Origin of the sequence: Vibrio tritonius, assembly GCF_001547935.1 — a bacterium.
Taxonomy (GTDB): Bacteria; Pseudomonadota; Gammaproteobacteria; order Enterobacterales; family Vibrionaceae; genus Vibrio; species Vibrio tritonius.
Genome location: NZ_AP014636.1, coordinates 15,699 through 40,419 on the forward strand (window position 1 = coordinate 15,699; position 24,721 = coordinate 40,419).

The following is a 24,721-nucleotide window of genomic DNA, read 5'->3' on the forward strand; positions in this document are numbered from 1 at the left end:
TTATGTGACTAAAATCACTTTTCATTACCGACTGACACGCCAAATCGATTAGTACTTGTACAGGAATAGCTGAAAATCGAACAAAAAATAACTTATTTTTGTGATGGAGTATGCATTTCGTACAGATAAAACCACCTCTCACTGCCTATGCAACGAAAAGCAGAGCTAATGTTATCAGATACACATTGATTAGTTAGGGTGGGAAAGTGTGCTCATTCAACCATCAGTGTGTCACTGGTACGGCATTTCTACGCCTTCTGATCTCCTCCTTGTTGTATCACTGGGAGGAGGAGGTGTCTTAATCAAAAGAGATGCACGATATGTCTCAGATGGATAAAACCGAAAAGTGAGATTTCTCGATGAAACCGACTCAAAAGTACCCCTTTGATAAAGCGCTATTTCAAAACAACGTTAAGCGTCACCTCAATGCAACCTACGCAACGACGGTAGAGCATGCATCAACTCACGCGTGGTATTTGGCAATGGCCCGTGCTTTGGCTGAACTCACCATGTTCAACTTGCTGGAAACGGAACAAGATCCGCAGATCGTCAAAGCGAAAAGCCTCAATTACCTATCGTTAGAGTTTTTGATCGGTCGTTTAACGGGGAATAACTTAATCAGTTTAGGTTTGTATGAGCCGGTCGCTGAAGCGATGGAAGGGTTAGGACAAAACCTGACAGACTTGTTAGAAGAGGAGCGTGATCCCTCCCTTGGTAATGGTGGTTTAGGACGACTAGCCGCCTGTTATATGGATTCTTGCGCGGCATTGGAATACCCCACGGTTGGTTATGGTTTGCACTACGAATATGGTTTATTTAAACAATCGTTTGACCATTGCCATCAGAAGGAATCGCCAGACGCTTGGCAAGGGATTGAAGGGTATCCATGGGAAGTGGCTCGTCCAGAATTTAAGCAAGACATCGGTTTTTATGGCCATGTTGAAGTGACCCATGTCGATGGTGAAGAGAAACGTAACTGGGTGCCAGGTATGCTGATTCAAGCCATGCCATGGGATCTGCCCATTGTAGGCTATGAAAATGATACGGTTTATCCACTGCGTCTTTGGGAAGCAAGAGCCATTGCACCTTTCTCGCTAGAGAGCTTTAACAACGGCAACTATTTTGAAGCGCAGCACGCTTTGATCGACGCCGATAACATTACTAAGGTATTGTATCCCAACGATAACCATGAAAAAGGCAAAACGTTGCGCTTAATGCAGCAATACTTTCACAGTGCTGCTTCTATTCGCGATATTTTACGCCGACATATCAATGCAGGTTTTTCGATTGAAGAATTGCCTGAACATGAAACCGTACAACTAAATGATACGCACCCAACCATCGCAATTCCTGAATTGATGCGTATCTTCATCGATGAAAAAGGGCTTTCATGGGACAAAGCGTGGAGCATTTGTAGTCGTACTTTTGCCTATACCAACCACACTTTGTTACCCGAAGCATTAGAAACGTGGGACGAAGGCTTGATTCAGCGTCTATTGCCGCGCCATATGGAAATTATCTATGAAATCAACCGCCGTTTCTTACTTGAAGTGAGCGCGAAATGGCCGGGGGATGTGTCAAAACAGCAAAAACTATCGATTATTCAAGATGGCTTCCACCGAATGGTACGCATGGCCAACTTATGTGTGGTCGGTTCTTATGCGGTGAACGGCGTTGCCGCTTTGCACTCCGAGTTGGTTAAACGGCATCTGTTCCCTGAATTTCATGAGCTGTATCCAACTCGCTTACAGAATGTGACTAACGGGATCACGCCACGACGTTGGCTGAAGTTCTGTAACCCTGGGTTATCTGATCTGATCTCAGAAAAGATCGGTGACCAATGGCCATCCGATTTGGATCAACTGCAACGGATCGCCAACTACGCCGACGATGAAGCCTTCCAAAAACGCTTTATGGAAGTCAAAAAAGAAAACAAAGAGCGTTTAGCGGCATGGGTAAAAGAGCACATGGATATCACGCTAGACACCAACGCCATTTTTGATGTTCAGATCAAACGTCTGCATGAATATAAACGTCAGCATTTAAATATGCTGCATATTTTGTCGCTTTATCATCGTCTTAAAACCGATCCTACTTTTGACATGCAACCTCGGGTGGTGTTCTTTGCCGCCAAAGCCGCTCCCGGTTATCACTTGGCTAAAGAGATCATCTATGCAATTAACAAAATTGCCGAGAAGATCAATGCAGACACCAGCATCAATGACAAATTGAAAGTGGTCTTTGTCCCGGATTATCGAGTCAGTATGGCGGAAATTATTATTCCTGCTGCGGACGTTTCGGAACAGATCTCTACCGCAGGTAAAGAAGCGTCAGGGACAGGCAACATGAAGCTAGCCCTCAATGGGGCCTTAACCATAGGTACGATGGATGGGGCGAACGTCGAAATTCGCGAAGAAGTGGGCGACGACAATATCTACATCTTTGGTTTGGATATCGATGGCGTGCACGAACTTCGTTCTCAAGGCTATAACCCATACGATTTTTATCAAGCGGATCCATTACTCAAAGCGTCGTTAGATTTGTTAATTGGTGAAGAGTTTACCCCAGGTGAACCGGGCAAATTGCGGGCAACTTACGACAGCTTATTAAACGGCGGTGACCCGTATTTGGTATTGGCGGATTTTGCTTCGTATGTGGATGCGCAGCAACAGATTGACCAAGATTATCGCGACGCGGCGGGATGGGCGAAAAAAGCGATCATGAACACTGCGCAAATGGGCAAATTCAGTTCCGATCGTAGTATCCGTGATTATGTGAATCAAATTTGGCAGTTGACGCCGGTAAAACGTTAGTTCTGCTTAATGAGACACGCTGTGCCAAAGACGATGGATGATTGCTACTCGCTAGCAATAAAAGAAGCGTAAGGATGCGCTTCGGGGTGATAAATGATTGACTTAAATGTATTAAAACAAGCCGCTGAGCAGGTTAATATCGCCGACAGTTACATCAGTGCATGGGGAATACACACGGATGTTAAACCAGAGGTGATAGAAGGCTTGCTTGCCAGTTTAGGCTACGATACCAGCAGTGACGAAGCACTGCTGGCTTCTGTTGAAAAACAACATAAATCAGAGGTGTTAGAGCCTGTTTATGTTCTCCATGATGATGAGCCAATGGATATTGGGTTGCATCTGGCGGTGGGGGGGCGAGAGTCTGATTTTCAATGGTATTTACTGACTGAGCAGGGTGAAACGTATTCTGGTGATGTTTCTCAAACCTTGCAGCGGGACGAGCGAGAAACCAACGAAACGCTTTATTTTCGTTTACCCGTGACGCTGCCTTTGGGGTATCACCAACTTACCTTGACTCGTAAGAGACGCAAAGCTCCGTACAGTGCAACTATCATCGTCGCACCGAGAGACTGTTACAAACAGCCAGCACTACTGCAAGGCAAAAAAATGTGGGGGCCGAGTGTTCAGCTCTACACCTTGCGCACGCAGCATAATTGGGGAATGGGCGATTTTGGTGATTTAAAACAACTGGTTGCCGATATTGCGTCTCGCGGTGGTGATTTTGTTGGTCTAAACCCAATCCACTCACTCTTTCCTGCTAACCCTGAGGCGGCCAGCCCATACAGCCCATCATCTCGCCGCTGGCTGAATATTCTCTATATCGATGTTAGCTCCGTTCCTGAATTCTCTTTAAGTGCTCAAGCGCAGCAATGTGTCGGTAGCCCTGAGTTTCAATCTCGACTGCAAAAAGCCAGAGAAACTCACTGGGTGAATTACACAGAAGTAGCGCAATTAAAAATGAGCGTATTGCCTTTGCTGTATCAGGAGTTTCGTCATCGTCATTTAGAGTTAAATAGCGAGAGAGCACAACAATTTAAAGAATTTGTCGATACTGGTGGTGAGAGCCTGCGCCAACAAGCGGTCTTTGATGCCTTACATGCTTACGTGAGCGCGAAACAAGAACACGTTTGGGGCTGGCCTGCGTTCCCAGAGGAGTATCGACGTTATGAAAACGCCGATGTTCAAGCCTATGCAGAGCAGAATCCTGAGCATGTCGAGTTGTACCTTTACTTGCAATGGGTTGCCGATGCTCAGATTAAAGAAGCTCAGCAACTGGCTATTGAAAAAGGCATGGTGGTTGGTCTCTATCGTGATTTGGCGGTTGGCGTGGCCGATTCCGGTTCAGAAACGTGGTCGGATAACGGTAATGTGGTGCTGGGGGCAAGCGTTGGCGCTCCGCCTGATGTGCTTGGTCCGTTAGGTCAAAATTGGGGCTTACCGCCATTAAACCCAGAAAAATTGCGCGCGACAGGTTATCAGCTTTTCATTCAACTGCTGCGCCGTAATATGCAACATTGTGGTGCACTGCGTATCGACCATGTGATGGGATTACTGCGGTTATGGTGGATTCCACGCGGTGAAAGTGCCACCAACGGGGCATACATGTATTACCCGGTGAAAGAGATGCTGGCAATACTGGCGCTTGAATCTCATCGGCAGCAATGCAGTGTGATTGGTGAAGATTTAGGAACGGTGCCGGAGGAAATGGCGCAATTATTGCGTGATGCAGGAGTGCACTCCTATAAGGTGTTCTTTTTTGAAACGTCCAAAACCGACGGTGGGTATATTTCTCCTGCGCATTATCCAGCGCAATCGATGGCGACTTTATGTACTCATGATATGCCAACGCTGCGCGGTTTTTGGCACTGTGAGGATCTCAAGTTGGGTGGTGAGATAGGGCTCTACCCTGATAAAGAGCAGTTGCAGAAGCTATTTGATGATCGCCTCAAATGCAAGCAAGGTATTTTAGATTCCGTCGCATGGCATGGACGCTTGCCCGAGGGCGTAGGACGAGATGCATTCCATGTCCCGATGGATTCTTATTTGAGTGAAGCGCTGCAATTGCATGTGGCGGCCGGGGCGTCCGCTCTGTTGAGTGTGCAATTGGAAGATTGGCTTGAAATGGATCAACCCGTCAATATTCCCGGCACCGTGAGTGAGTACCCTAACTGGCGCCGTAAATTGTCACTCAATTTGGAACAGATGTTTGCCAAAGAAGAGATTAATCGCATTAGTCTGCATTTAACTGAAACGCGTCAAGGTGCATCAAAGCAATAGCGAGATAAAAATATCACCAGTATATTGAATTAATTGATGAAATAGAGAAGTTGAGTCTAGGTCACTCTTCCTTGCATCAGAGTCCGTTAATATGACTTAGGATGCGTAATCTAATCCGACGATTAGGTGTTGAATCGTGGAGGATTTTTCATTAGATAAGAGAAGTCGTCAGTCATGGAAGAGAGTAGGACCAATGCCAAAGATTCGGTAGAGGTTTAGATTAGGAGTTGTTCTACATTGAATATAATGAAAAAACCGTCAAAGTTGCAGCTAGCGTATCATGCGTTAGAACAGGCCAGTTTCTCTGACTCGTTTGGCTTTCTTGGTCCTTATGTGGCAGATGAGTCAATAGCGCTACGTGTATGGATGCCGGGTGCTGATAAAGTCGAAGTGCTGATTGAGGGCGAACCACGTATTCCACTGGAGTCGGAATGGCTCGGTGGTTTTGTATTGCGTTCCAATCGCGATTTGCGGTTCACGCACTATCGCTTGGCGATTGATTGGGCGGGAACTGAACAAATTCTTGATGATCCTTACCAATATCATGAACTCTATGATGAGTACGAAGATCTGCACACGCCCGTGAAAATGTATCACCATATGGGCGCGCAGTTCGTTTCTATTCAGCGCGATGGTCGAGAAATTCAAGGTACTCGTTTTTTGGTTTATGCGCCCAACGCCTCTGCTTGCAGTGTGATCGGTTCACATAACGAATGGGATGGCCGAAGAACGCCGATGCAGCGTCTTGATTACGGTTTATGGGGCATTTTCATTCCAGACCTCCCTGAAGGTTCGCAATACAAATTTGAAATCAAAGGCCCTAATGGTGAAGGTTTGCCTCATCGCGCCGACCCGTGGGGTTTTTACGCCGAACAATACCCTTCTTTTGCTTCAGTGACCTACGATCACCGCCGTTATCACTGGCATGATCAAAAATGGCAGCAAAGGGAAGTGACGGAAAAACGTAAGCAGCCACTCTCGTTTTATGAGCTGCATGTGGGCTCATGGCGCCGTGGCGACAACAACCGTTTTTTAAATTATCGAGAATTGGCGGATCAACTCGTCCCATACTTGATGGGGATGGGCTATACCCATGTTGAACTGATGCCGATTGCTGAATACCCATTCTATGGTTCTTGGGGCTATCAACCTGTTGGGCTGTTCGCGCCAACCAGTCGTTTTGGTAACCCAGACGATTTTAAATATTTTGTCGATAAATGCCATCAAGCCAACATTGGCGTGGTACTTGATTGGGTGCCGGCACACTTCCCATCAGACAGCCACGGTTTAGCCAATTTTGATGGTACGCCGCTCTATCACGACCCTGATCCGCGTCGTGGCTGGCACCAAGACTGGAACTCCTACATCTACGATATGGGTAAAGAGCATGTGCGTCGTTTCTTAGTCTCGAATGCTCTGTATTGGTTTGAGCAGTTCCATATCGACGGTATTCGAGTCGATGCGGTGGCTTCGATGCTCTATCTCGATTACTCACGCAGTCACGACCAGTGGATTCCTAACGTGGATGGCGGACGTGAAAACTACGATGCCATCGCGATGCTCAAATGGATGAACGAAGAAGTGTATCGCCATTTCCCAAATGCCATGACCATTGCTGAAGAATCAACAGCCTATCCGGGAGTTTCTACTCCGACATTTCTTGGTGGGCTAGGCTTTGGTTTTAAATGGAACATGGGCTGGATGCACGACAGTTTGCAATACATGCATGAAGACCCTATAAACCGTAAATATCACCACAATACGATTACCTTCCCACTGATTTATGCGCACAGCGAAAATTATGTGCTGTCTCTTTCTCATGATGAAGTGGTGTATGGCAAGCAGTCTCTTATCTATAAAATGCCCGGCGATGAGTGGCAACAAACCGCTAATCTGCGTGCGTTCTTTGGTTATATGTATGGCCAGCCCGGCAAGAAACTGAACTTTATGGGGGCTGAATTTGGTCAAACCAGCGAGTGGCAACATGACGACCAGCTGCAATGGTTCTTGCTTGATTTTGCTCGGCATAAAGGCCTCCACAAATTAATGCATGATCTTAACCACATTTATCGTAATGAGCCTGCGCTTTATCAATTAGACAATGAACCGAGAGGGTTTGAATGGCGACTGTCTGATGCGGCTAATGCGAGTGTGTTGGCGCACGAACGCATGGGTGAAAATGGTGAACGGATTTTAATTGTTACCAACTTTACGCCAGTGCCACACGAGCGTTTTAGATTAGGAATGCCGAATGCGGGCAACTATCAACTGATTTTGAATACCGATGATCGTCGTTACGATGGCAGCGATTTTATGGTGCGCAGTCAGTTACAAACTGAAAAAACGGAGAGTGAAGGTTTACCCGACTCATTGCTGTTGCGTTTACCACCGCTAGCGACGCTCTACTATAAGTATCAAGCTTAATTTCTGACGTTTCAGACATTAGATTTCAAACAAAAAAAGCGCGATTTATACTGTAAATCGCGCTTTTTCTTAATCTAAGATAATCTCTAATTTAACTCGGTGACATTATGCTTCATCGCCAAGCAGAGTAAGTTGGTGATAAATGTGATCGGCATGAAAACGTACCTGTTCGGTATCGCCAGTTAGCTTATGCGCAACGTTAAAAGCAAAATCAAATACTAACCCCAGCCCTTTACCGCTAAGTAAATTGCCATCTTCTACTACCGCTGCATCGACATACTCACCGTCGGTTACGCTTTGGTAAAGGTCTCCAGAGCAGACATAGCGACGACCTTTGAGTAACCCGTGACGCCCGAGCACTTTTGCGGCTGCTGAACAAATTGGACAAATCCACTTTCTTGCTTGGTCATGGCGGCGAATAAATTCAATTACATCCTCATTGGCCGTGAGGTTATCCGTGCCTTGCGGTCCACCGGGAATGACAACGGCATCAAACAGGACATCCATTTTTTCACAGAGTAGATCGTCGATAAGTACCTTGATATTGTGATAACTGGTGACGGTCTTTTCCGTGTGACAGGCAATTTTAGTGACCGAGATATCAAGGCGTTCTAATACGTCTAACGCCATAAAGGCTTCTGCTTCTTCAAAACCTGGGGCAAGTAGTAAGGCTACGCGATGAGTCATAGGTTGAATCTCCTCTACCCACAGCGCCGCAGAGCCTATGGGATACGATAATTAAATGGTAAATACCATTGAATCACCTTCACCGCTCAATCGCATTGAAATCCCAGCCAAATCTAGGGGGAGGAGTGGCCCAAAAATCAAGATAGATGAAGGGAAATCATCGTTTGAAGCAGGATCACAGAATCACTTTTCACTCGTTGAACGATCTTTGCCCAGCAAGCAAGATCTTGCTCGACTATAGGCAGCTTATTGCTTTAATAATGGCTAAGTAATTATAAGTAATTGATTTATATGACCTGCTATTTTGGCATCGACTTTGCTCTTTCTTTTACGACACCGCGCTATGCGCATCAACTCAGTTTTTAGAAAGGAATTTGCAATGCCAACTCCATGTTATATCTCTATCGAAGGTCAAACTCAGGGTCTTATCACTGCTGGTGCGTGCACAGCAGATTCTATCGGTGACTCATTTGTTGAAGGTCACGAAGATGAAATGCTGGTTCAGCAATTTGACCACATCGTTACTGTACCAACTGATCCTCAATCTGGTCAGCCTTCTGGTCAGCGTGTTCACAAGCCATTTAAATTCACAGTGTCTTTGAACAAAGCTGTTCCACTACTGTACAACGCGTTAGCTTCTGGCGAAAAAATGTCTTCTGTAACGCTAAAATGGTACCGCACTTCTATTGAAGGTAAACAAGAAAACTTCTTTACTACCACTCTAGAAAACGCGTCTATCGTGGACATTCAATGTGAAATGCCACACTGTCAAGATCCTGCAAAATCTGATTTTACTCAAAATCTAACGGTTTCATTAACTTACCGTCAGATCACTTGGGACCATATCAATGCTGGTACTTCAGGTTCTGACGACTGGCGTAAGCCTGTCGAAGCGTAATTTACTGCGCGAATCGACTCATCGCCCACTCAAAGAGTGGGCGACATTTGAACCTTAAGCACAGGGCATCGTAGTGGTGTTTTGCGCTTAAGGTTTTACTGTTTATAAAAATAAAGGAAAACAGGATGGCTAGGCTAGGTTATTCAATAACAATTAATGGGTTAGAGGACGACACTCTGGTTGTTCGTGGTTTCGAAGGACAAGAGTCGTTATCCGATAGTATGTTTAAAGGCAAGCCATGCTACGGTTTTAAGTACCGCGTGGAATTGGCAAGCCGCAAATCGGATATCCTGCCTGAGCAGATGGTCGATCATGTCGCTGAGTTAACTCTGTACCGAGACGATGTGTTGGTGCAGCGCATAAACGGTGTGATCCGCAAATTCAGCCAAGGCGATATCGGCCATAACTACACCTATTACGAAATTATCCTAGTCCCGGCGCTAGAAAGGTTATCTCTGCGCCAAAACAGCCGCCTGTTCCAACTGAAAACCGTTCCTGAAATCATTTCTACCTTACTCCAAGAAATGAACATCACCGACTTTGCGTTTGATGTGCAGCGTGAATGCGCACAACGTGAGTTTTGTGTGCAATACCGAGAGACTGACCTTGCCTTTCTGCACCGTCTCGCTGCAGAAGAGGGATTGGTGTATAGCTTTGTCCATGAAGAGGGCAAACATACCGTATTGTTTACTGATGCGACGTCTAGCTTGCCATCCATTACCGATGCCATTCCATACAACACGCTGGCAGGTGGTGTGAATGACACACCTTATATTTGGAAATTTGCCGCGCATACGCAAAGTGAAGTTGCCACCACTGCCATGCAGGATTACAGCTTCAAAAAGCCGGCGTATTCCTTTGCACAAAGTGCGCAAGGCACCTCAATGGATTACCAACTGGCGGATTATGAACACTTCGATGCGCCAGGGCGTTTTAAAGATGATGTGAGCGGCAAGGCGTTTACGCAAATTCGCCAAGAGTATCTTCGCCGCAACGCACAAATCGTGATTGGCAAGAGTAATCAGCAACTGATGCGAGCTGGCTATCAATTCACCCTCTCAGACCACCTTAACGAGGCGATGAACCAAAGCTATGTGACCGTGTTGATTCAGCATAAAGGTGAACAGCCACAAGCGGTGGAAGAAGAGGGGGGTAGCGGTTCAACCACTTACGTGAACCAATTTAAAGCCATTCCATCGACGTTTACATGGCGCGCGACACCTCAGCCAAAACCCCAAGTGGATGGCCCAATGATGGCGTTTGTCGTGGGGCCAGAAGGAGAAGAGATCTTCTGTGATGAATTTGGTCGGGTAAAAGTGCATTTCCCATGGGATCGCTATTCAAATGCCAACGAGCAGAGTTCGTGTTGGGTGCGAGTTTCTCAAGGTTGGGCTGGCCCACAATATGGCACGCTGGCGATCCCTCGTATTGGTCATGAAGTGATTGTGTCATTCCTTAATGGCGACCCTGATCAGCCCATCATTACCGGCAGAACCTATCACGCCACCAATACTCATCCGTATACATTGCCTGATAACAAAACCAAAACCGTGTTGCGCACCGAAACTCACCAAGGGGAAGGTTACAACGAAGTGAGTTTTGAAGACCAATCAGGTAGCGAGAAGATTTTTGTGCATGCACAGAAAGACTACGAAGCCTTGGTAGAAAACGACCATATTCAAGTCATCAACCATGACAAACATCTCACCGTGGATAATGATGCGATAACTAAGGTCAAAAATAACCAACACCTGACGATCAAAGGCGAATCACGCACTAACATCAAAAAAAATAACAGTATTAATGCAAGTGGTTCAATACAGCAGAAGGTGGGCGATAAGACCATCATCGACTCTGGTAGTGAGGTTCATCTAAAAGCTGGCAATAAAATCGTACTCGATGGTGGTGATGAACTTACCATCGCGGCATCAGGCAGTTTTATCAAATTAGACGCTTCCGGTGTCACCGTAGTGGGGTCAGCAATCAATCTGAACTCCGGCGGTAGCGCGGGCGCAGGATCAGGCTACGCAGGACTAATCGCCAAATTACCAACATCAATCGCAGAAGCGGTGGCACTAGTGGCCACCGAGGCTGAGAGTGTGGTGGGGCTAACGCCTGCCGATCCAAAACTTTATTCTTTAGCTAATCCCGCATTAATCAGCCTTGAAGCCCTAGAACAAATTTCAGTCGCTAATGTCCCATTAGCAAAAATGTGTCAAAAGCAGGCTGATGGGAGCTGTTTACGTACTGATTGTAAATGTATCCATTCTGAGGAGGGGGCATGAGTCTATTCAGTCAATTAAAAACAGTTCAAGGTCAACAATGGTTGGTTGTTGATAAGGTAAGAGTGCCTGATATAGAAAAATTGGCCTATCTCTATATCCCCAATGTAGAAGTAGTTCAATTGTTTAAAGGTACACCCTTCGAACATTTGAATGAGATCGGTCCCGTAGCGATTAAGTATACGGCAGTAAGCGAGTTTGAGGCATTATTACAGACAAATTCTGATATCAGAACAAGTTGTGTCCTATTCTCGGTACGTGATAACCATGAAGAAGAAAGCTTAATCCAACATTTTCAAGCTTTACACTACGTAATTATTGATGATGCCCCCCTATTTTTCCGATTTTATGCGGAACCTACTTGGGAAATTGTTGAGAGTAACATTAGTGATGAGGATGTTAATACAATTTTGGGACCGTTTGATGCCCTAAGCTGGATAGATAGCAACCTGATTGTTAAATCAATAAAACGAAAAGAAAATAATATAAACAAAAAAATAAAATTACCTTATAAATTAACGTCGAACTTTGGTAAGGAATTAATATAATTATGGCTAGTGAATATAAGAAGTATACTATTGAGAAAGGTGACTGCCTTTCATTATTAGCACAGAAATTTAATGTTACCGTTGACGAGTTAAAAGAACTTAATTCTGAACAAATTAAAAACATCGATTTAATTTACACAGGAAAAGAGATTAATGTTCCTGGCGGTAGTCCAAATCAGCCGATAAAAGATGGAGCTACCACTGACCTTCCTAGCCCTCCATCTGACTGTGCCTCAGGGAATGATCTGTGTAGTTCTTCTCCTGAATATGTTGATATTCTCTATGTACCAGCACATCCTAAAACAGGTAAAAAATGCTACTACGCAATAACCAAAGCTGCTCAAACAGCCATATTGCAGGAACAGAAAACGTTGGTCAGTGCGATACATCCAAATGACAGCGAGAAAACACTTCAAGATCTTAATGATTTAGGAGTGTTTGCGAACTTTTATACATCTCCACATGGTCAATTTTTAGATATTAAAGATCGAGATAGATATGATTACCTTGTTATTGCTTTAAAGACAATACAATCAGGAGCTTATCAAACAAAAGATGGTTTCTTAGAGAACTTGTCTGAACAAGAGCTAAGTAAAGAGGATTTTGCATTTCTATATCATGAACAACTAGAAAAGTATGAGCTACAAATTGAATTAACTAATAATCCTAGTTATTGGGGAATCGCTTATGGAGGTTCTTCTGCAATAGAGCACGTAAAAAAAACGGCTAAACTTGAAAAAAACAAAGAAAAAGCAAGACAGAAAATAAAAGATAAATTAATTAATGACTTAGAAAGAAAAATAAAATCTTTTGAAGATAAAGCACAAAAGAATGCTGCAAGAATAGAAACAGATGATGGTTCTTATTATGTATATGATAAGGATAGAAAGTATTACACGAGTAATACTGAAAAAGAAATTGAGTCTTTATTTAAGTACATAATCAAAAGTAAAATTGATAACAAGATTTACTTTGAATCTTTTACTGATGATGCAATATCACTGTCTTCCCATCGTGAAGCAGATAGAAAAATTAACAATTTTGATAATCTAATGTTCAGTTCACTACCAGATAATCGGGATAAAGATTTTAAAGAAAAGTTAAAATCCCTTAATACTCATGGTTTTGTAATAAAAGAACAATGCTTAACCTATGATGAATTAGAAGGTAGTAACGATGATCTTCGAGGACCTAAAACTTTCAGACAGGAATTTGACGATTGGCGTGCAGAAGGTGCAAAAGGGTCTGGACTACCTATAGAAATTACTGAAGCTGAGAGTCTAATTGATAAACTATTTAATGATATCAGTGTGGATTTTTCCAAAATAAGTAAACGAGATCTTAGCGGTAGGATTACTCTTACGGATGAAGATGCTTTAGACAGGATGCTAAAGGAAACTGGTGCAGATAAATGGGCCTATTATCCGTCAATAGCCTTAATTAAAGTTATTGATTCTACATTTATCAAATGGAATTCTGATATTAAAAGTTTGTTAGAAGTTAATTCTAACCGAGATGTTAATAATGCAAAATTTCCATTACCTAAGATATTCTCTGGTTTACTTTGGGTAAAGAAAATTGCGCAAGAGAGAATTAATAGGATTAAGAAACTAGCTGAGGAAAGGGCTAATAAAAATCAGAATATAAAATTTTTGAAAGATTTTACTGAACCAAAAAGTTCATTTGTTGTTATTTGGGATGATTCAAATTATATAGCAAAGAAAAAACAAACATCTGAGATAAAAAAAGGTAATGATTTTATAAGAGTCATCGAATGTGTCTTAATGTCTGTGGGAACATTAGGTTGGGTTCGTGGTCCTAGTTGGTATTTGCCAGAAACTTATTCTGATTTAAGTAGTGCAAAGGGACATGTTAAAGAAATTACAAAAAATGTTTCAGTAGTTAGTCACTTGTCTGGTAATTCATCACTGAAAGGTAAGCAAGCGTTAACAAATCTAACCAGTGCTATGGACGTAATAAAGTCCGATTTTTCAAGCACTGCCTTAAAATCGATGAAAGAAAATGTTATTGGCGGTAAGTTTTTATTAAATCCATATAATCTAACTAATAAAAAAGAAATTGTTGATAGTGCTTTTTGGTCGAACAATTACCATTGGGAAGATGGGCTAGGTCCTAATAAAATTGATTCGCAATATGTTGTCGATGCATCAGCACAGCTACTGCGTTTTACTGCCAGTTCTCAAGAAAATTTAAATGTTCCACTGAGCAAATTTAAAAGTTTTGAACCGAATAGTAATACGGAATTTTCTGGTCAAATGAACATGTCATTTGATCTCTTTCATAGTCAAATGCGATTTGATGCTTGGTATCCTATACAAAAATACCAAGAAGATAATACTGAAAGTAAAGGGCAAGAGTTTTTACTATATTACAATACCACAGAGAGTAATAAACCAGAGAAGTACTCTTTAGGTTACTTTTTCTTTCATTTATCAGCTGTAATTTATGCAACAGCAGCTGCAAGTATTGCTGTATCGAGAAATATTCAATTTGGTTTTGCTGATACAGCGGATGGCAAAATTGGCGTGAGAGGTAGTGCTTATTCTGAAAGTGATTATGTTTCAGAAGATGGGGCTGAACCTAAATTCAAAAAATACGAAAGAACACGTATCAATGTGCCAAATAGTACCAAAAATACAAATCTAGTAGCAGCAGATGCAAATTTTAAGGTTGATATGTTTGCCGGCGTCGAGACTGGTGGGATGGTCGAGGGAGAGATATATTGGCAGCCTCCACAGGTGAGTTTCAACGGTTATGAGGTTCAGGATAATATCATGCGTTTGGGTAAGCTGTCCGCCCAAGCTGCAGTGAGCTATGGCGCTGGATTATCTGCTGAGTTTCGTATTACACTTCACAACGGTGCGATTTATATGATCGTTGCCGCTACATGGGTTACCGGGCCTGGCGCATCAGGAAAGATCGCAATCGAATTAGATTATCTGAGTATCGATAGGCTTTTTAAACACATTTTGAACGTGTACTACCAAAACGGATTTGAATCGCTAAGTAGTGTTGGTGAGTATAACAGTACCTTAGTGAATAAAAATACCCCACAACTTAAAGACTTAAACAACCTATTAACCAGTGCACTGTTTTTGGGACTTAATATAGGTGAAGTACTTCTTTTACCGGCTAAATTTATAGAAAATAAAAAATATGAGTCACTAAAAGAGGATTATGGGCCGATGTTGGCAAGAAATATTATCGACAAAGATAATCAAAAGAATACCCAAATGTGGGTTGAGCAGCTTTCACCAGAAGTGTTAGCTAAGTTATTGGATTGTTTATCTGATGTGGATGAGTTATCATCGTTAAGTCCAAATAATGCAAAAAGTCTAGTGGAAAAATTGGAAGCAGTAGTTAAAGTACTTAATTGGATTAATGAAAGTGAAGGAGATAAATCAAAGTCTTTAAAACAATATGAACTAACATTATCTTTATTAGGTGGTAATTACACACTGAGCAATAATACATACCTTTATTGGTTGAATATCTACAACGGTTGGATTAAGTTATCAAAAATAATAACCACAATAAAATGGCAAATTGAAATTTCAGCTAAGATAGATGAAAATAATATAAAACGTAGAGTATCTAGCCCTGAAAACTTATTAAATACAATTAGAGTTCTTAATAATGTAAAGGTCAAACCTATTTGTAAATCATATAATGAACTAATAGCTAAGCTATCTTTAAATATTAAAGTATATACAAATAATAGTGATTATGATGTTTATAATTATCTTAAATCAAAATTATCTTATAGCGTTGAAAATCTTGCTGATTATAATGAAGTTATCGTAATTCTAGATCCTGTTGATGGTGAAAGTGGTCAGGTTAAAAAAGATAGAATTGATTTACAGAAAATAATAAATAATGGAAAATGGGAAGAGAGTAAAAAAATATGGTACATTTAATAAGATTTAGAATATATTATGCTCTATTTTTAACTTTATTTTTCATCACGGCGTGTAAAAAAGAAAATAATACATCTCAAAATGAAAATGTAAATGATAGTGTACTTGTTAAGTATGTGCAAAATAATATTGATACTACTGTTGATTATTATTTTACTAGCACATACAAACCTGACAATCCTCTTTATCAACCTGTGTTGGCTATTCAAAGAGAACGATGGGATATAGCTGTCCCATTGTTGGAAAAATTAGTTAAAGAAAACAATCCAGATGCTATGTATTGGTTGGCAACTATATCAGGAGGAAGTGTATTCTCTGGTGATTTAAAAGCTAAACTTTTTGAAAAATCTGCTGAACTAGGTAATCCATATGCAGCACTAAGATTAAATGAAGGTTCAGATGATTGTGAAACTTACTTAAAAGGTATTTGTAGTAGAGAATGGGGAAAGAAGGCAAAGGAGTTATTTGAAAATAGAGCAAGTGAAGGTGATTTAAAATCAAAGTATTTCCTTCAAAAATTGGAAGGGGAAAAAGTTAATAATCTACTTGAAATTGGCATTGAAAATGCGAAGCATGGCTATTTTTATCCATTGTATGAATATGTTTTTTATACTAGAAATCTAAATTTAGATTTAAAAAAGAATTTATATAGAATAATGGTTAAAAATCATTTTACCCCTGTAGCTAATCTCATGTATTTAAACTATAGAATAGATAATCTTAATAATGAATTTTATATAGATATGCTGGATGATTTGGAGATGTTTGACGGGGTATGGAATGCTAAGGTTAGCTTTTATGAAAGTTTTATCGAAAAGAAACCAACGGTAGATTATATTAAAAATTATATCGAATCATCTTTCATATTAGAACTTATTAAAAAAGATAATTATAGTAGTCTTGATAGTTCAATTGACAAAACAAATGTCGATATTTCATATGAGAATAGTATTTTGAGTGAAAATGGATTAAGTTTATTAAATGGTAGTGATATTAATAAAATTAAAAATGATGCAGTAAATAAAATTAACAACTTAAAACCTATAATTTTCATAGATGAATTCTATTATTCTATGGATAAGCTATGATATCGATTTAATTTTATAACTTTGACGATCATAAAGGTCTGCCAATTGTTATTGTTATTTAAATAAATTGAAATCGTAACTATATATTAAGTTCATAATATGAACTTTAATTTGGGATAAATGAATTATTTAAATAAAAATAAAAGATGGTTCCTTCTCAGGGCGAATGCATGAATCGCCTTGGTTTTAAAGGCCTCTAGAAAAAGTTATTTTTTGAAGAGTTATTCGCTTTACCATCATCAAATAAAGCTTAAATCCCAATAATTTAATTGATCATGATGATCAACAAGTTCCTCAAGAAAACCGCATGAACATCCTTGATTTTAAAGGGCTGAACTAGCACGATGGCATTTCACTTTTTTGGCTATTTCAGAAACTGAAATTCCCCGTTCCAAAAGGGGAGGGTTGAAATCTGGTATCTTCTCCCCTCGGTCAACTGCTGATAACTCATAGTAGTACTGCTTGTTTCTTTGGCGAGAAGAGCGTACCACTTTCAGCAGTTGGTTTCCTCGTCTATGCCTTTCCATGAGTGTCGCAGTTATAATCTGAATTCTGGGATAAAGATGATTTACAATCAGTTGACTTACGAATAATGAGAAACTTTTCAAGCGAGTTAACTGTTGATAGTAAGGATTAAAAATGACCAATAGTGTTTTTTTTGCAGGACAGAAAAAAAACAAGTATGTTAAGGGGAGCCTAATTTTAAGCCCTATCCCTGTAAAAACGAACGTACCTATTTATAGTAATGAAGATATTATTATGAATAAGGATGATGTTACTCTAGAAATCGGAGGAACATCAGGTATTATTTTTCATACTCAATTGAATTATTTTCTTTTTATTTTTGCCGCTCTTTTTGGCTGTTTGTTACCACTTTATTTTTTTGGTGGTATTTCTGGTATTGTTGATTCATCAATACATACTGAATTTATTAATGGGGGGTATGAGAGAAAATTTAGTCTATATGACTTTATTGGATTCTTTCTTTTCTGTTTTGGCCCATTTACAGTCTTTACATCAATCAGCCTTTACAACATATTTAGCTTTCACATCATGTCTAGAAGGATCTTGCCAATTCGTTTTAATCGACAACGGCGAGAAGTGATATTTAGTATTTGGAATAAAGAGACTAAGTCGACGGAGTATCGCTTTTTTCCTTGGGAGAGAGTGTGTGCGTTAGTCGGCGGGCAGACTTTTTTATCTACAGCTGGCGTGGCGACATCATCTGGCCTCTTAATTGGTGTGAGTGATGAGCAAAACGAAGAGCAAATGTGGTCTGGGATGAGCTTTAGTGCTATCAGTGAACTTCATGCTGCGGGGATGTGGGAAATGATCCGATGCTTTATGGAAGAACCTAACGGTTATAAAAAAATCGGTAATCCAAGGCCTTATACTCTCGATGGTTTGATCGAGGAGTATTGTCAAAGCCAAAACATAGATAAAAAGAACTTTCCTCTTAGTACTAAGATATGGTGGATGCTAAATGGCACTTATCTTGGGGTACTTCGTATCAAGTGGGAACAAAAATCCATGATGAATCGTGCTGTCAAATTTCCCGAAATTATAGAATGGAGCAAACCTATCCCGGAAAGCGAATGGGCCAAACCCAGTGAAGAGTTGTGTTACTACAATCGGATGCTTGAGCAAAATGATTACGCTATGGGCGACACTATCTTCAACGTCGGAGACCTTCGTGAGAAATATCGTTACAAAGCAAAGTCGTAATTCCTTGGATATTCGACGCTCACGATTCGTTTTCACCATCGGATGTTAAAACGAATTTAGTTTTTCATTTGTAGTGACTTCATAGGATGGATTTGATCTCTTTAATAACGTCATCGTTGTGAGGGGTTTACGCATAGCACCGAGAAAAATGATGGGTTCTAACGCGTTAGTTGAGATGACGATAACCTGATTAAGACTCAGAAATAAACAATAGAAAAAATGGGCCATGATTGGCCCATTTTGCATTTGATTTAAAAACGTAGTTATAGCTGCTCTGCCAATACCCCATCGGCTTCTTTTTGGCGTTTGGTTTTTGTTATGTATGCTATGGCCATTGCGCATACCCAAACTGGCAGCAGATACACTGATAGGCGCATGCCTGGGGTCATAAACATGATCACTAAGATGCCAGCTAAGAAGAACAAACAAATCCAGTTGGTGATTGGGTATCCCCAAGAAGGATATTGTGTTTTCTCGCGCGCTTTGATTTTGGCTAGTTTGAACTTCATGTGAGTAATGGTGATCACAATCCAGTTTAGGACCAAAGCGGATACGACGAGCGCCATTAGGAAGCCAAATGCTTCACCTGGCATAAAGTAGTTAATCAGAACACAACAACCCGTTGAAATGGCAGAAATGAGCAATGCTGCGAGTGGCACACCGCGACGGTTTACTTTTAGCATAGCTTTCGGTGCATTGCCTTGTTTGGCAAGGCCGTACATCATACGGCTGTTGCTGTACACACAGCTATTGTATACCGATAGCGCTGCCGTCAGGATAATCACGTTCAGTACGTTCGCCACCCAATCGCTGTTTAATGCGTGGAAAATCATCACGAATGGACTGCCACCTTCTGCCACTTTTTGCCAAGGGTAAAGAGACAAAAGCACGACTAATGAACCGATATAAAACAGCAGAATACGGTAAATCACTTGGTTGGTTGCACGAGGGATGCTTTTCTCTGGGTGCTCTGCTTCAGCGGCGGTTATCCCGATAAGCTCTAAACCACCAAATGAGAACATGATAGCTGCCATCGCCATGGTCAAGCCACTTGCTCCGTTAGGGAAGAAGCCGCCGTTTTGCCACAGGTTAGCAATAGTTGATGTATCGCTATCGGCAAACACCAAAATATATGCCCCGTAAGCAATCATGCCCACAATGGCGAGCACTTTGATAATAGAGAACCAAAACTCCAGCTCACCGAACATCTTAACGTTAGTAAGGTTTATGGCGTTAATGACCACAAAAAACACCAGTGCAGAAACCCAAGTTGGAATGTCTGGCCACCAGTATTGAACGTAAATACCGATTGCAGTGAGTTCGGCCATGCCCACAAGAATATAGAGCACCCAATAGTTCCAGCCGGATAGGAAACCCGCAAAATCATGCCAATATTTACCAGCAAAATGGCTAAATGTACCGGCGACTGGCTCTTCAACCACCATCTCGCCGAGTTGGCGCATAATAAAGAAAGCAATCAAGCCTGCGACGGCGTAGCCCAAGAGAACGGATGGGCCTGCTGATTGAATGGTTTGGGCGATACCCAAAAATAATCCGGTACCAATTGCGCCACCTAGGGCTATCAACTGAATATGACGGTTTTTTAAGCCCCGTTTTAGCGGAGCATGAGAGTCACTTCCTTGCATTTCTACGATCCTGTCAAAAGTTAAATACCCTCAATATTGTTATATGGCTTCCTTGAGGGAGTAGCATAACGAACAATGTCTAATCAAATCATTCTGTTATAACAATGGAATAGCAAGTCATATGCCATAGCGTTCATTTGCGCTATTTTTTGTGAAAATGCGTGATTTTGTAGAGATTGGCTACAAATCGAAAGGAATTATGCGAAATCTATCGGTTGGATGGAAGAGGTGGAAAATAACACACTGCACTACAATGGGGTGTCGTTGGATCCATTTGGTGCGCTAATTTATTAGATTACGCATGCTAAATGTAGATAAGCATTAATAAATGCAAATTATGATTATTGATTAGCCTTGTTATGCGAGAGATATGTTTGGAAATATTTTTTTCGTTTTGGGTATATATGCTGAAAATATCGCCAAAAGTGGCGATTATCTTCAGCGACCAGAATTAAAACAGATTTAAGCTAGAAAGTACAAAGATACCTATTGTACATGTCAGCAGCGAAAAGACAGTGGTTACCGCGATAATATTCGCTGCTAATGTGTAGTTGCCGCCCATGGCTCGCGCCATCACATAACTTGCTGCAGCAGCCGGCGATGCGCTCATCAAAAATATGATTCCCAGTTCTTGTCCCGAAAATCCACACATAACGCCACCTAGTGTGATAAACAGTGGCGCAAAAATGAGTTTGTTCATGCTTGAGAACCAAGTAGGCCCTTTATCTTGATTCATGGCTTTGAGGTCTAGGGAACCACCCGTGCAGAGCAGAGCTAAAGGCAGTGTCATATTGGCAAAGTAATGCCCCGCATCAGACACAATTTTCGGAATTGGGATTGAAAGTAAGTAACAGATTAGCCCTGCAACAATGGAAATAATTAACGGGTTCTTGCGCAGAGTATTGAGCATAACCTTGAGTGCTTGAGTACCATTACTATTGCCTTTTGGCGTTAGCGTAATCACCGCTTGAATGTTATAAAGCATGGTCGTGGCTGCGACGTAAATTGCAGCAAGTGCAACACCAGAATTACCATAGGCGTTAGCCACGTACGCAAGCCCAACGATAGCGGAATTCGAGCGAAACCCACCTTGAATAATAACCCCTTGGTCGGCCGCATTTTTGAAAAACTTTTTGGTGGTCACCGTCGAAAAGAGAAAGAAAACGATGTTAGCGACCACTCCAAAAATAATGAAAGACATGCTGTTAGAAAAGTCATGCTTTGCTTGGACAATACTTAAAAACAGTAGGGCAGGTAAGGTAACCTGAAACACAACTTTGGATGCCACATCAATGAAATTTTCATTGATCAATTCGATACGCTTAAAAAAGACACCGAGAGCGAGCATGACACAGATTGGACCGGTAATTGAGATAGAAAACGCCAATTGGTCTAAAAACGAGGACATGTAGAATCCTTTCAACAAATTTTGAACAACCCCTCTTTCCCTTTACTCGGAACATAAAAGGCCAAGCCAGTGAAGGGGGATAACAACTCAATAAAGAAGAACTCGATTTTTGCACAGATCAGCAGCCTTTAACATCGCTAAATAGTGATCTTTTATCAATCAAGTAACAATTGGTGATAAAAGCAGCTAGGTGCTCTTGTGGCACGAAAAACACAATAATGGCAAAAATGTGCAATAACATATTTTAATTGTATGAAAAATATAATAAATATTTCCCAATTTTTCTGTCGGTTAAAATTCAATCCATGCTGGTGAGGGGAAAATACCCATAAGATGTGTTAATAAATAGTTACTCGTATTCTTTTTGTCGATATTTTGAGCGTTTTTATTTGTTGCCTGGTTATTATGATGTTAACGAAATGCTATTATCTTGATAAGCTTAACAAACTTAAGGTCATTTTTATTTTATAAATAAGCTGTCTGTGAACCTATAAAGGCAATAAAGCCATCTTCACAAGGAAGCATAATAATGAATAGAAACGACAGTGTCCCTCTACCTACGAATACACGGGAATGGCTAATAAATCGCAATAGCTTGATTGTTATTGCCGATATTGTGCTGTTTGCCGTGCTTTACTTCTCACTCCCATTTGACCCTAAAGTGGTTTTAGGGTTAAGCATTTTGGCCTTTGTGGCGGTGTTATGGCTGACTGAAGCTTTGCATGTCACCATCACGGCAATTTTGGTGCCCGTTATCGCAGTGCTATTTGGCGTATTTGATACCCAAGCTGCCTTAAATAACTTCTCCAATTCCATTATTTACTTGTTTCTTGGTGGCTTCGCTTTGGCGGCAGCAATGCACAAGCAAGGTTTGGATCAAGTGATTGCCGACAAGGTGCTGATTTTGGCCAAAGGCAAACTCAAATCAGCCGTGTTTATGCTGTTTGGCGTGACTGCGCTGCTCTCAATGTGGATTAGTAATACCGCAACGGCAGCCATGATGCTTCCTTTAGTGTTGGGTGTTTTGGCCAAAGTTGATGGAAAGCAGGGACATAGCACCTATGTTTTTGTCTTGCTAGGAGTTGCTTATAGCGCCAGCATTGGTGGTATTGCCACTCTAGTGGGCAGCCCACCCAATGCGATTGCTGCTGCCGAAGTGGGTTTGTCATTTACCGATTGGATGAAATATGGCTTGCCAGTTGCGGTGATCATGCTGCCTATCGCGATGTTCATTCTGTATTTGGTGACCAAACCAGACTTGAGTGGAAGTTTTGAATTGAATCATGAACCGGTCGAATGGGATAAAGGTAAAGTGGTGACATTAGGTATTTTTTGCCTGATTGTTTTCATGTGGATCTTCAGTAGCCCATTGAACAAAGTGCTGGGTGGTTTTAAAGCGTTTGATACGCTTATCGCTCTTGCGGCGATTATCCTTGTTAGCTTTGCGCGCGTGGTGCATTGGAAAGACATTGAAAAAACCGCGGACTGGGGAGTGCTATTGCTGTTTGGGGGCGGTATTTGTTTGAGTAACGTGCTAAAACAGACTGGAACCAGTGTGTTCCTCGCGCATGAATTAAGTAACTTGATCTCAAACTTAGGTGTGTTCTTTATTGTATTAGTTATTGCGGCCTTCGTGGTGTTCTTAACCGAGTTTGCGAGCAATACGGCCAGTGCCGCGCTGTTAATCCCAGTGTTTGCAACCGTAGCTGAAGCCTTTGGTATCAGCCCTGCATTGCTTTCGGTTTTAATTGCAGTTGCGGCTTCTTGTGCTTTCATGCTTCCTGTTGCAACGCCACCCAATGCGATTGTATTTGGTACAGGTCATATTCAGCAGAAAGAGATGATGCGTGTTGGCTTGTATCTCAATGTTGCTTGTATCGCATTGCTCACAACGATCGCGATGTTACTATGGTAGAGACGAATTAACAGAAACGAATTAACGTTAGCCATCACTTAAAATGGTGAAAAAAAAGCGGAACCCATGGTTCCGCTTTTAGTTGTTTGTCAATTTATCCCCAATTCACGCTGAAACAGCATCTTGAAGTTAGTTGGGTATCTAAATTAGTTTTTGTTCAAGTATGCTTTGAAACGTGAGCGAGTTTGCGCATCTGCTTTGTTGTACCAGAAGTGCAGCATCTGTTCTGCTGTATTGTCACCTGGTTTTGCCGCAGGGGCAGGTGCTGGAGCACTGGTATAATTGATTTCAGGTTGAACAACACCCACTGATGCAATACGACCGCTGCGGTTATACTCGTCGATTTCATCACGGAAGTTACGTCCGATCTGCATGCCTTCTTTGATTAACTTGTCTTGTTTTACACTTACCGCGTTACCTGACTCATCGGTAAGAGACCATTGCATGCTCTTAATATTTTTTTCAGCGTCCTTAATATCACGATATTTTGGTAGCTGGAAAGAAAGTGATTCATTGGTTGCTGTAAACGTGGCAACAATAGGATCGCTTTCGGTTGAATAACGTTCTTGTCCTTCAGAAAAAACAGGTTCGTAGCGGAAAAGGATTTGATGTTGACCATCTTCTAGTTCAATTGTCTTTGTCGCAGAAAGGAAACTGCCTGTTTCGTGAGGTTTTGCACCATCAACGACTAACATATCTACGTTGCTTGGAACTTCAATTGATACTTTTGCCGATGCAGAAGCCGCGAATACCATAGCCAAAATACATGGTAACGTCTTGATTGTATTCATTAGTTTTATCCTTTTTATCGCTTACGCGTATAGGGACAAAAGGGTGCCCATAATTGAGAACAAAAGCAAGTGTTGTGGTGTTAACTTAGCGCTAAATTCATCAAAATTTCATCTTCATTCACACTCTTAGCGTTTTTATTGTTAAGACCATTAGATCTCAATGCCTAAATGTGAATTGTTCCGGCAAGATTGAATGCGCACTCGCATAACACCGCCTCTGGCTAAGAAGGGCTGCTTATCTGCATCCGCCTGATTATCAGAAATGGAGCATCATTGGGAAC

14 protein-coding genes and 1 pseudogene are annotated in these 24,721 nt (G+C 41.4%); 10 read left to right on the forward strand and 5 right to left on the reverse strand.

The window, feature by feature from the left end; all coding sequences use genetic code 11:
* The first annotated feature begins 359 nt into the window (after positions 1–359).
* The 3 genes from JCM16456_RS15415 (at position 360) to glgB (ending at position 7,514) form a co-directional block, all read left to right on the forward strand.
* Positions 360–2,813, forward strand: a complete 2,454-nt coding sequence (locus JCM16456_RS15415; RefSeq protein ID WP_068716146.1) for a glycogen/starch/alpha-glucan phosphorylase — start codon at positions 360–362, stop codon at positions 2,811–2,813.
* A gap of 93 nt (positions 2,814–2,906) precedes the next feature.
* Entirely contained in the window at positions 2,907–5,090 is a 2,184-nt protein-coding gene (malQ, locus tag JCM16456_RS15420; protein ID WP_068716148.1) for a 4-alpha-glucanotransferase, read from the forward strand.
* A 237-nt stretch (positions 5,091–5,327) separates the two neighbouring features.
* A complete protein-coding gene (glgB, locus tag JCM16456_RS15425; protein ID WP_179946811.1) occupies positions 5,328–7,514 on the forward strand; it encodes a 1,4-alpha-glucan branching protein GlgB in 2,187 nt (728 codons plus the stop codon).
* 105 nt (positions 7,515–7,619) lie between these two features.
* On the opposite strand, the gene JCM16456_RS15430 is transcribed toward glgB, so the two are convergent.
* Positions 7,620–8,201 (reverse strand): DJ-1/PfpI family protein, encoded by a 582-nt coding sequence (locus tag JCM16456_RS15430; RefSeq protein WP_068716152.1) that lies wholly within the window; start codon positions 8,199–8,201, stop codon positions 7,620–7,622.
* Positions 8,202–8,580: 379 nt separating this feature from the next.
* Between JCM16456_RS15430 and JCM16456_RS15435 the strand changes: the two genes are divergently transcribed.
* From JCM16456_RS15435 to JCM16456_RS15455, 5 genes are all read left to right on the forward strand, one after another.
* Positions 8,581–9,099, forward strand: coding sequence for an Hcp family type VI secretion system effector (locus JCM16456_RS15435; RefSeq protein ID WP_068716154.1), 519 nt, complete (start codon positions 8,581–8,583; stop codon positions 9,097–9,099).
* A gap of 125 nt (positions 9,100–9,224) precedes the next feature.
* Complete coding sequence (locus JCM16456_RS15440) at positions 9,225–11,384, forward strand: type VI secretion system Vgr family protein (protein WP_068716156.1); 2,160 nt, start codon at positions 9,225–9,227, stop codon at positions 11,382–11,384.
* On the forward strand, positions 11,381–11,929 hold the full coding sequence (locus JCM16456_RS15445; RefSeq protein WP_068716158.1) for a DUF4123 domain-containing protein: 549 nt from the start codon (positions 11,381–11,383) through the stop codon (positions 11,927–11,929). Before JCM16456_RS15440 ends, JCM16456_RS15445 begins: the two co-directional genes overlap by 4 nt.
* A 2-nt stretch (positions 11,930–11,931) precedes the next feature.
* Entirely contained in the window at positions 11,932–15,867 is a 3,936-nt protein-coding gene (locus JCM16456_RS15450) for a LysM peptidoglycan-binding domain-containing protein (protein WP_068716160.1), read from the forward strand.
* Entirely contained in the window at positions 15,855–16,955 is a 1,101-nt protein-coding gene (locus tag JCM16456_RS15455; RefSeq protein WP_068716162.1) for an SEL1-like repeat protein, read from the forward strand. The genes JCM16456_RS15450 and JCM16456_RS15455 overlap by 13 nt, the downstream gene beginning before the upstream one ends.
* A 335-nt stretch (positions 16,956–17,290) precedes the next feature.
* On the opposite strand, the pseudogene JCM16456_RS24555 reads toward JCM16456_RS15455, so the two are convergent.
* A pseudogene (locus JCM16456_RS24555) lies at positions 17,291–17,406 on the reverse strand (IS30 family transposase); the annotation flags it as partial.
* 188 nt (positions 17,407–17,594) lie between these two features.
* On the opposite strand from JCM16456_RS24555, the gene JCM16456_RS15460 reads away from it, so the two are divergent.
* On the forward strand, positions 17,595–18,680 hold the full coding sequence (locus JCM16456_RS15460; protein ID WP_068716164.1) for a hypothetical protein: 1,086 nt from the start codon (positions 17,595–17,597) through the stop codon (positions 18,678–18,680).
* A gap of 263 nt (positions 18,681–18,943) precedes the next feature.
* Here the strand turns inward: JCM16456_RS15460 and JCM16456_RS15465 are convergent, their stop codons facing one another.
* On the reverse strand, positions 18,944–20,326 hold the full coding sequence (locus JCM16456_RS15465) for an amino acid permease (RefSeq protein ID WP_068716166.1): 1,383 nt from the start codon (positions 20,324–20,326) through the stop codon (positions 18,944–18,946).
* 451 nt (positions 20,327–20,777) lie between these two features.
* Positions 20,778–21,734 carry an AEC family transporter gene (locus JCM16456_RS15470; RefSeq protein ID WP_068716168.1) on the reverse strand — a complete coding sequence of 319 codons (957 nt, stop codon included), beginning with the start codon at positions 21,732–21,734 and terminating at the stop codon, positions 20,778–20,780.
* A gap of 529 nt (positions 21,735–22,263) precedes the next feature.
* On the opposite strand from JCM16456_RS15470, the gene JCM16456_RS15475 reads away from it, so the two are divergent.
* Entirely contained in the window at positions 22,264–23,649 is a 1,386-nt protein-coding gene (locus JCM16456_RS15475; protein WP_068716170.1) for an SLC13 family permease, read from the forward strand.
* Positions 23,650–23,795: 146 nt separating this feature from the next.
* Here JCM16456_RS15475 and JCM16456_RS15480 read toward each other — a convergent pair whose 3' ends face one another.
* Positions 23,796–24,440, reverse strand: a complete 645-nt coding sequence (locus JCM16456_RS15480; RefSeq protein WP_068716172.1) for a DUF2057 family protein — start codon at positions 24,438–24,440, stop codon at positions 23,796–23,798.
* Positions 24,441–24,721 lie beyond the last annotated feature (281 nt).

Coding starts and splice junctions, on each gene's coding strand:
- JCM16456_RS15430 (WP_068716152.1), bottom strand. CDS start 8,201: ATGACTCATCGCGTAGCCTTACTACTTGCCCCAGGTTTTGAAGAAGCA.
- JCM16456_RS15435 (WP_068716154.1), top strand. CDS start 8,581: ATGCCAACTCCATGTTATATCTCTATCGAAGGTCAAACTCAGGGTCTT.
- JCM16456_RS15480 (WP_068716172.1), bottom strand. CDS start 24,440: ATGAATACAATCAAGACGTTACCATGTATTTTGGCTATGGTATTCGCG.
- JCM16456_RS15440 (WP_068716156.1), top strand. CDS start 9,225: ATGGCTAGGCTAGGTTATTCAATAACAATTAATGGGTTAGAGGACGAC.
- JCM16456_RS15465 (WP_068716166.1), bottom strand. CDS start 20,326: ATGCAAGGAAGTGACTCTCATGCTCCGCTAAAACGGGGCTTAAAAAAC.
- JCM16456_RS15475 (WP_068716170.1), top strand. CDS start 22,264: ATGAATAGAAACGACAGTGTCCCTCTACCTACGAATACACGGGAATGG.
- JCM16456_RS15455 (WP_068716162.1), top strand. CDS start 15,855: ATGGTACATTTAATAAGATTTAGAATATATTATGCTCTATTTTTAACT.
- JCM16456_RS15460 (WP_068716164.1), top strand. CDS start 17,595: ATGACCAATAGTGTTTTTTTTGCAGGACAGAAAAAAAACAAGTATGTT.
- malQ (WP_068716148.1), top strand. CDS start 2,907: ATGATTGACTTAAATGTATTAAAACAAGCCGCTGAGCAGGTTAATATC.
- JCM16456_RS15470 (WP_068716168.1), bottom strand. CDS start 21,734: ATGTCCTCGTTTTTAGACCAATTGGCGTTTTCTATCTCAATTACCGGT.
- JCM16456_RS15415 (WP_068716146.1), top strand. CDS start 360: ATGAAACCGACTCAAAAGTACCCCTTTGATAAAGCGCTATTTCAAAAC.
- JCM16456_RS15450 (WP_068716160.1), top strand. CDS start 11,932: ATGGCTAGTGAATATAAGAAGTATACTATTGAGAAAGGTGACTGCCTT.
- JCM16456_RS15445 (WP_068716158.1), top strand. CDS start 11,381: ATGAGTCTATTCAGTCAATTAAAAACAGTTCAAGGTCAACAATGGTTG.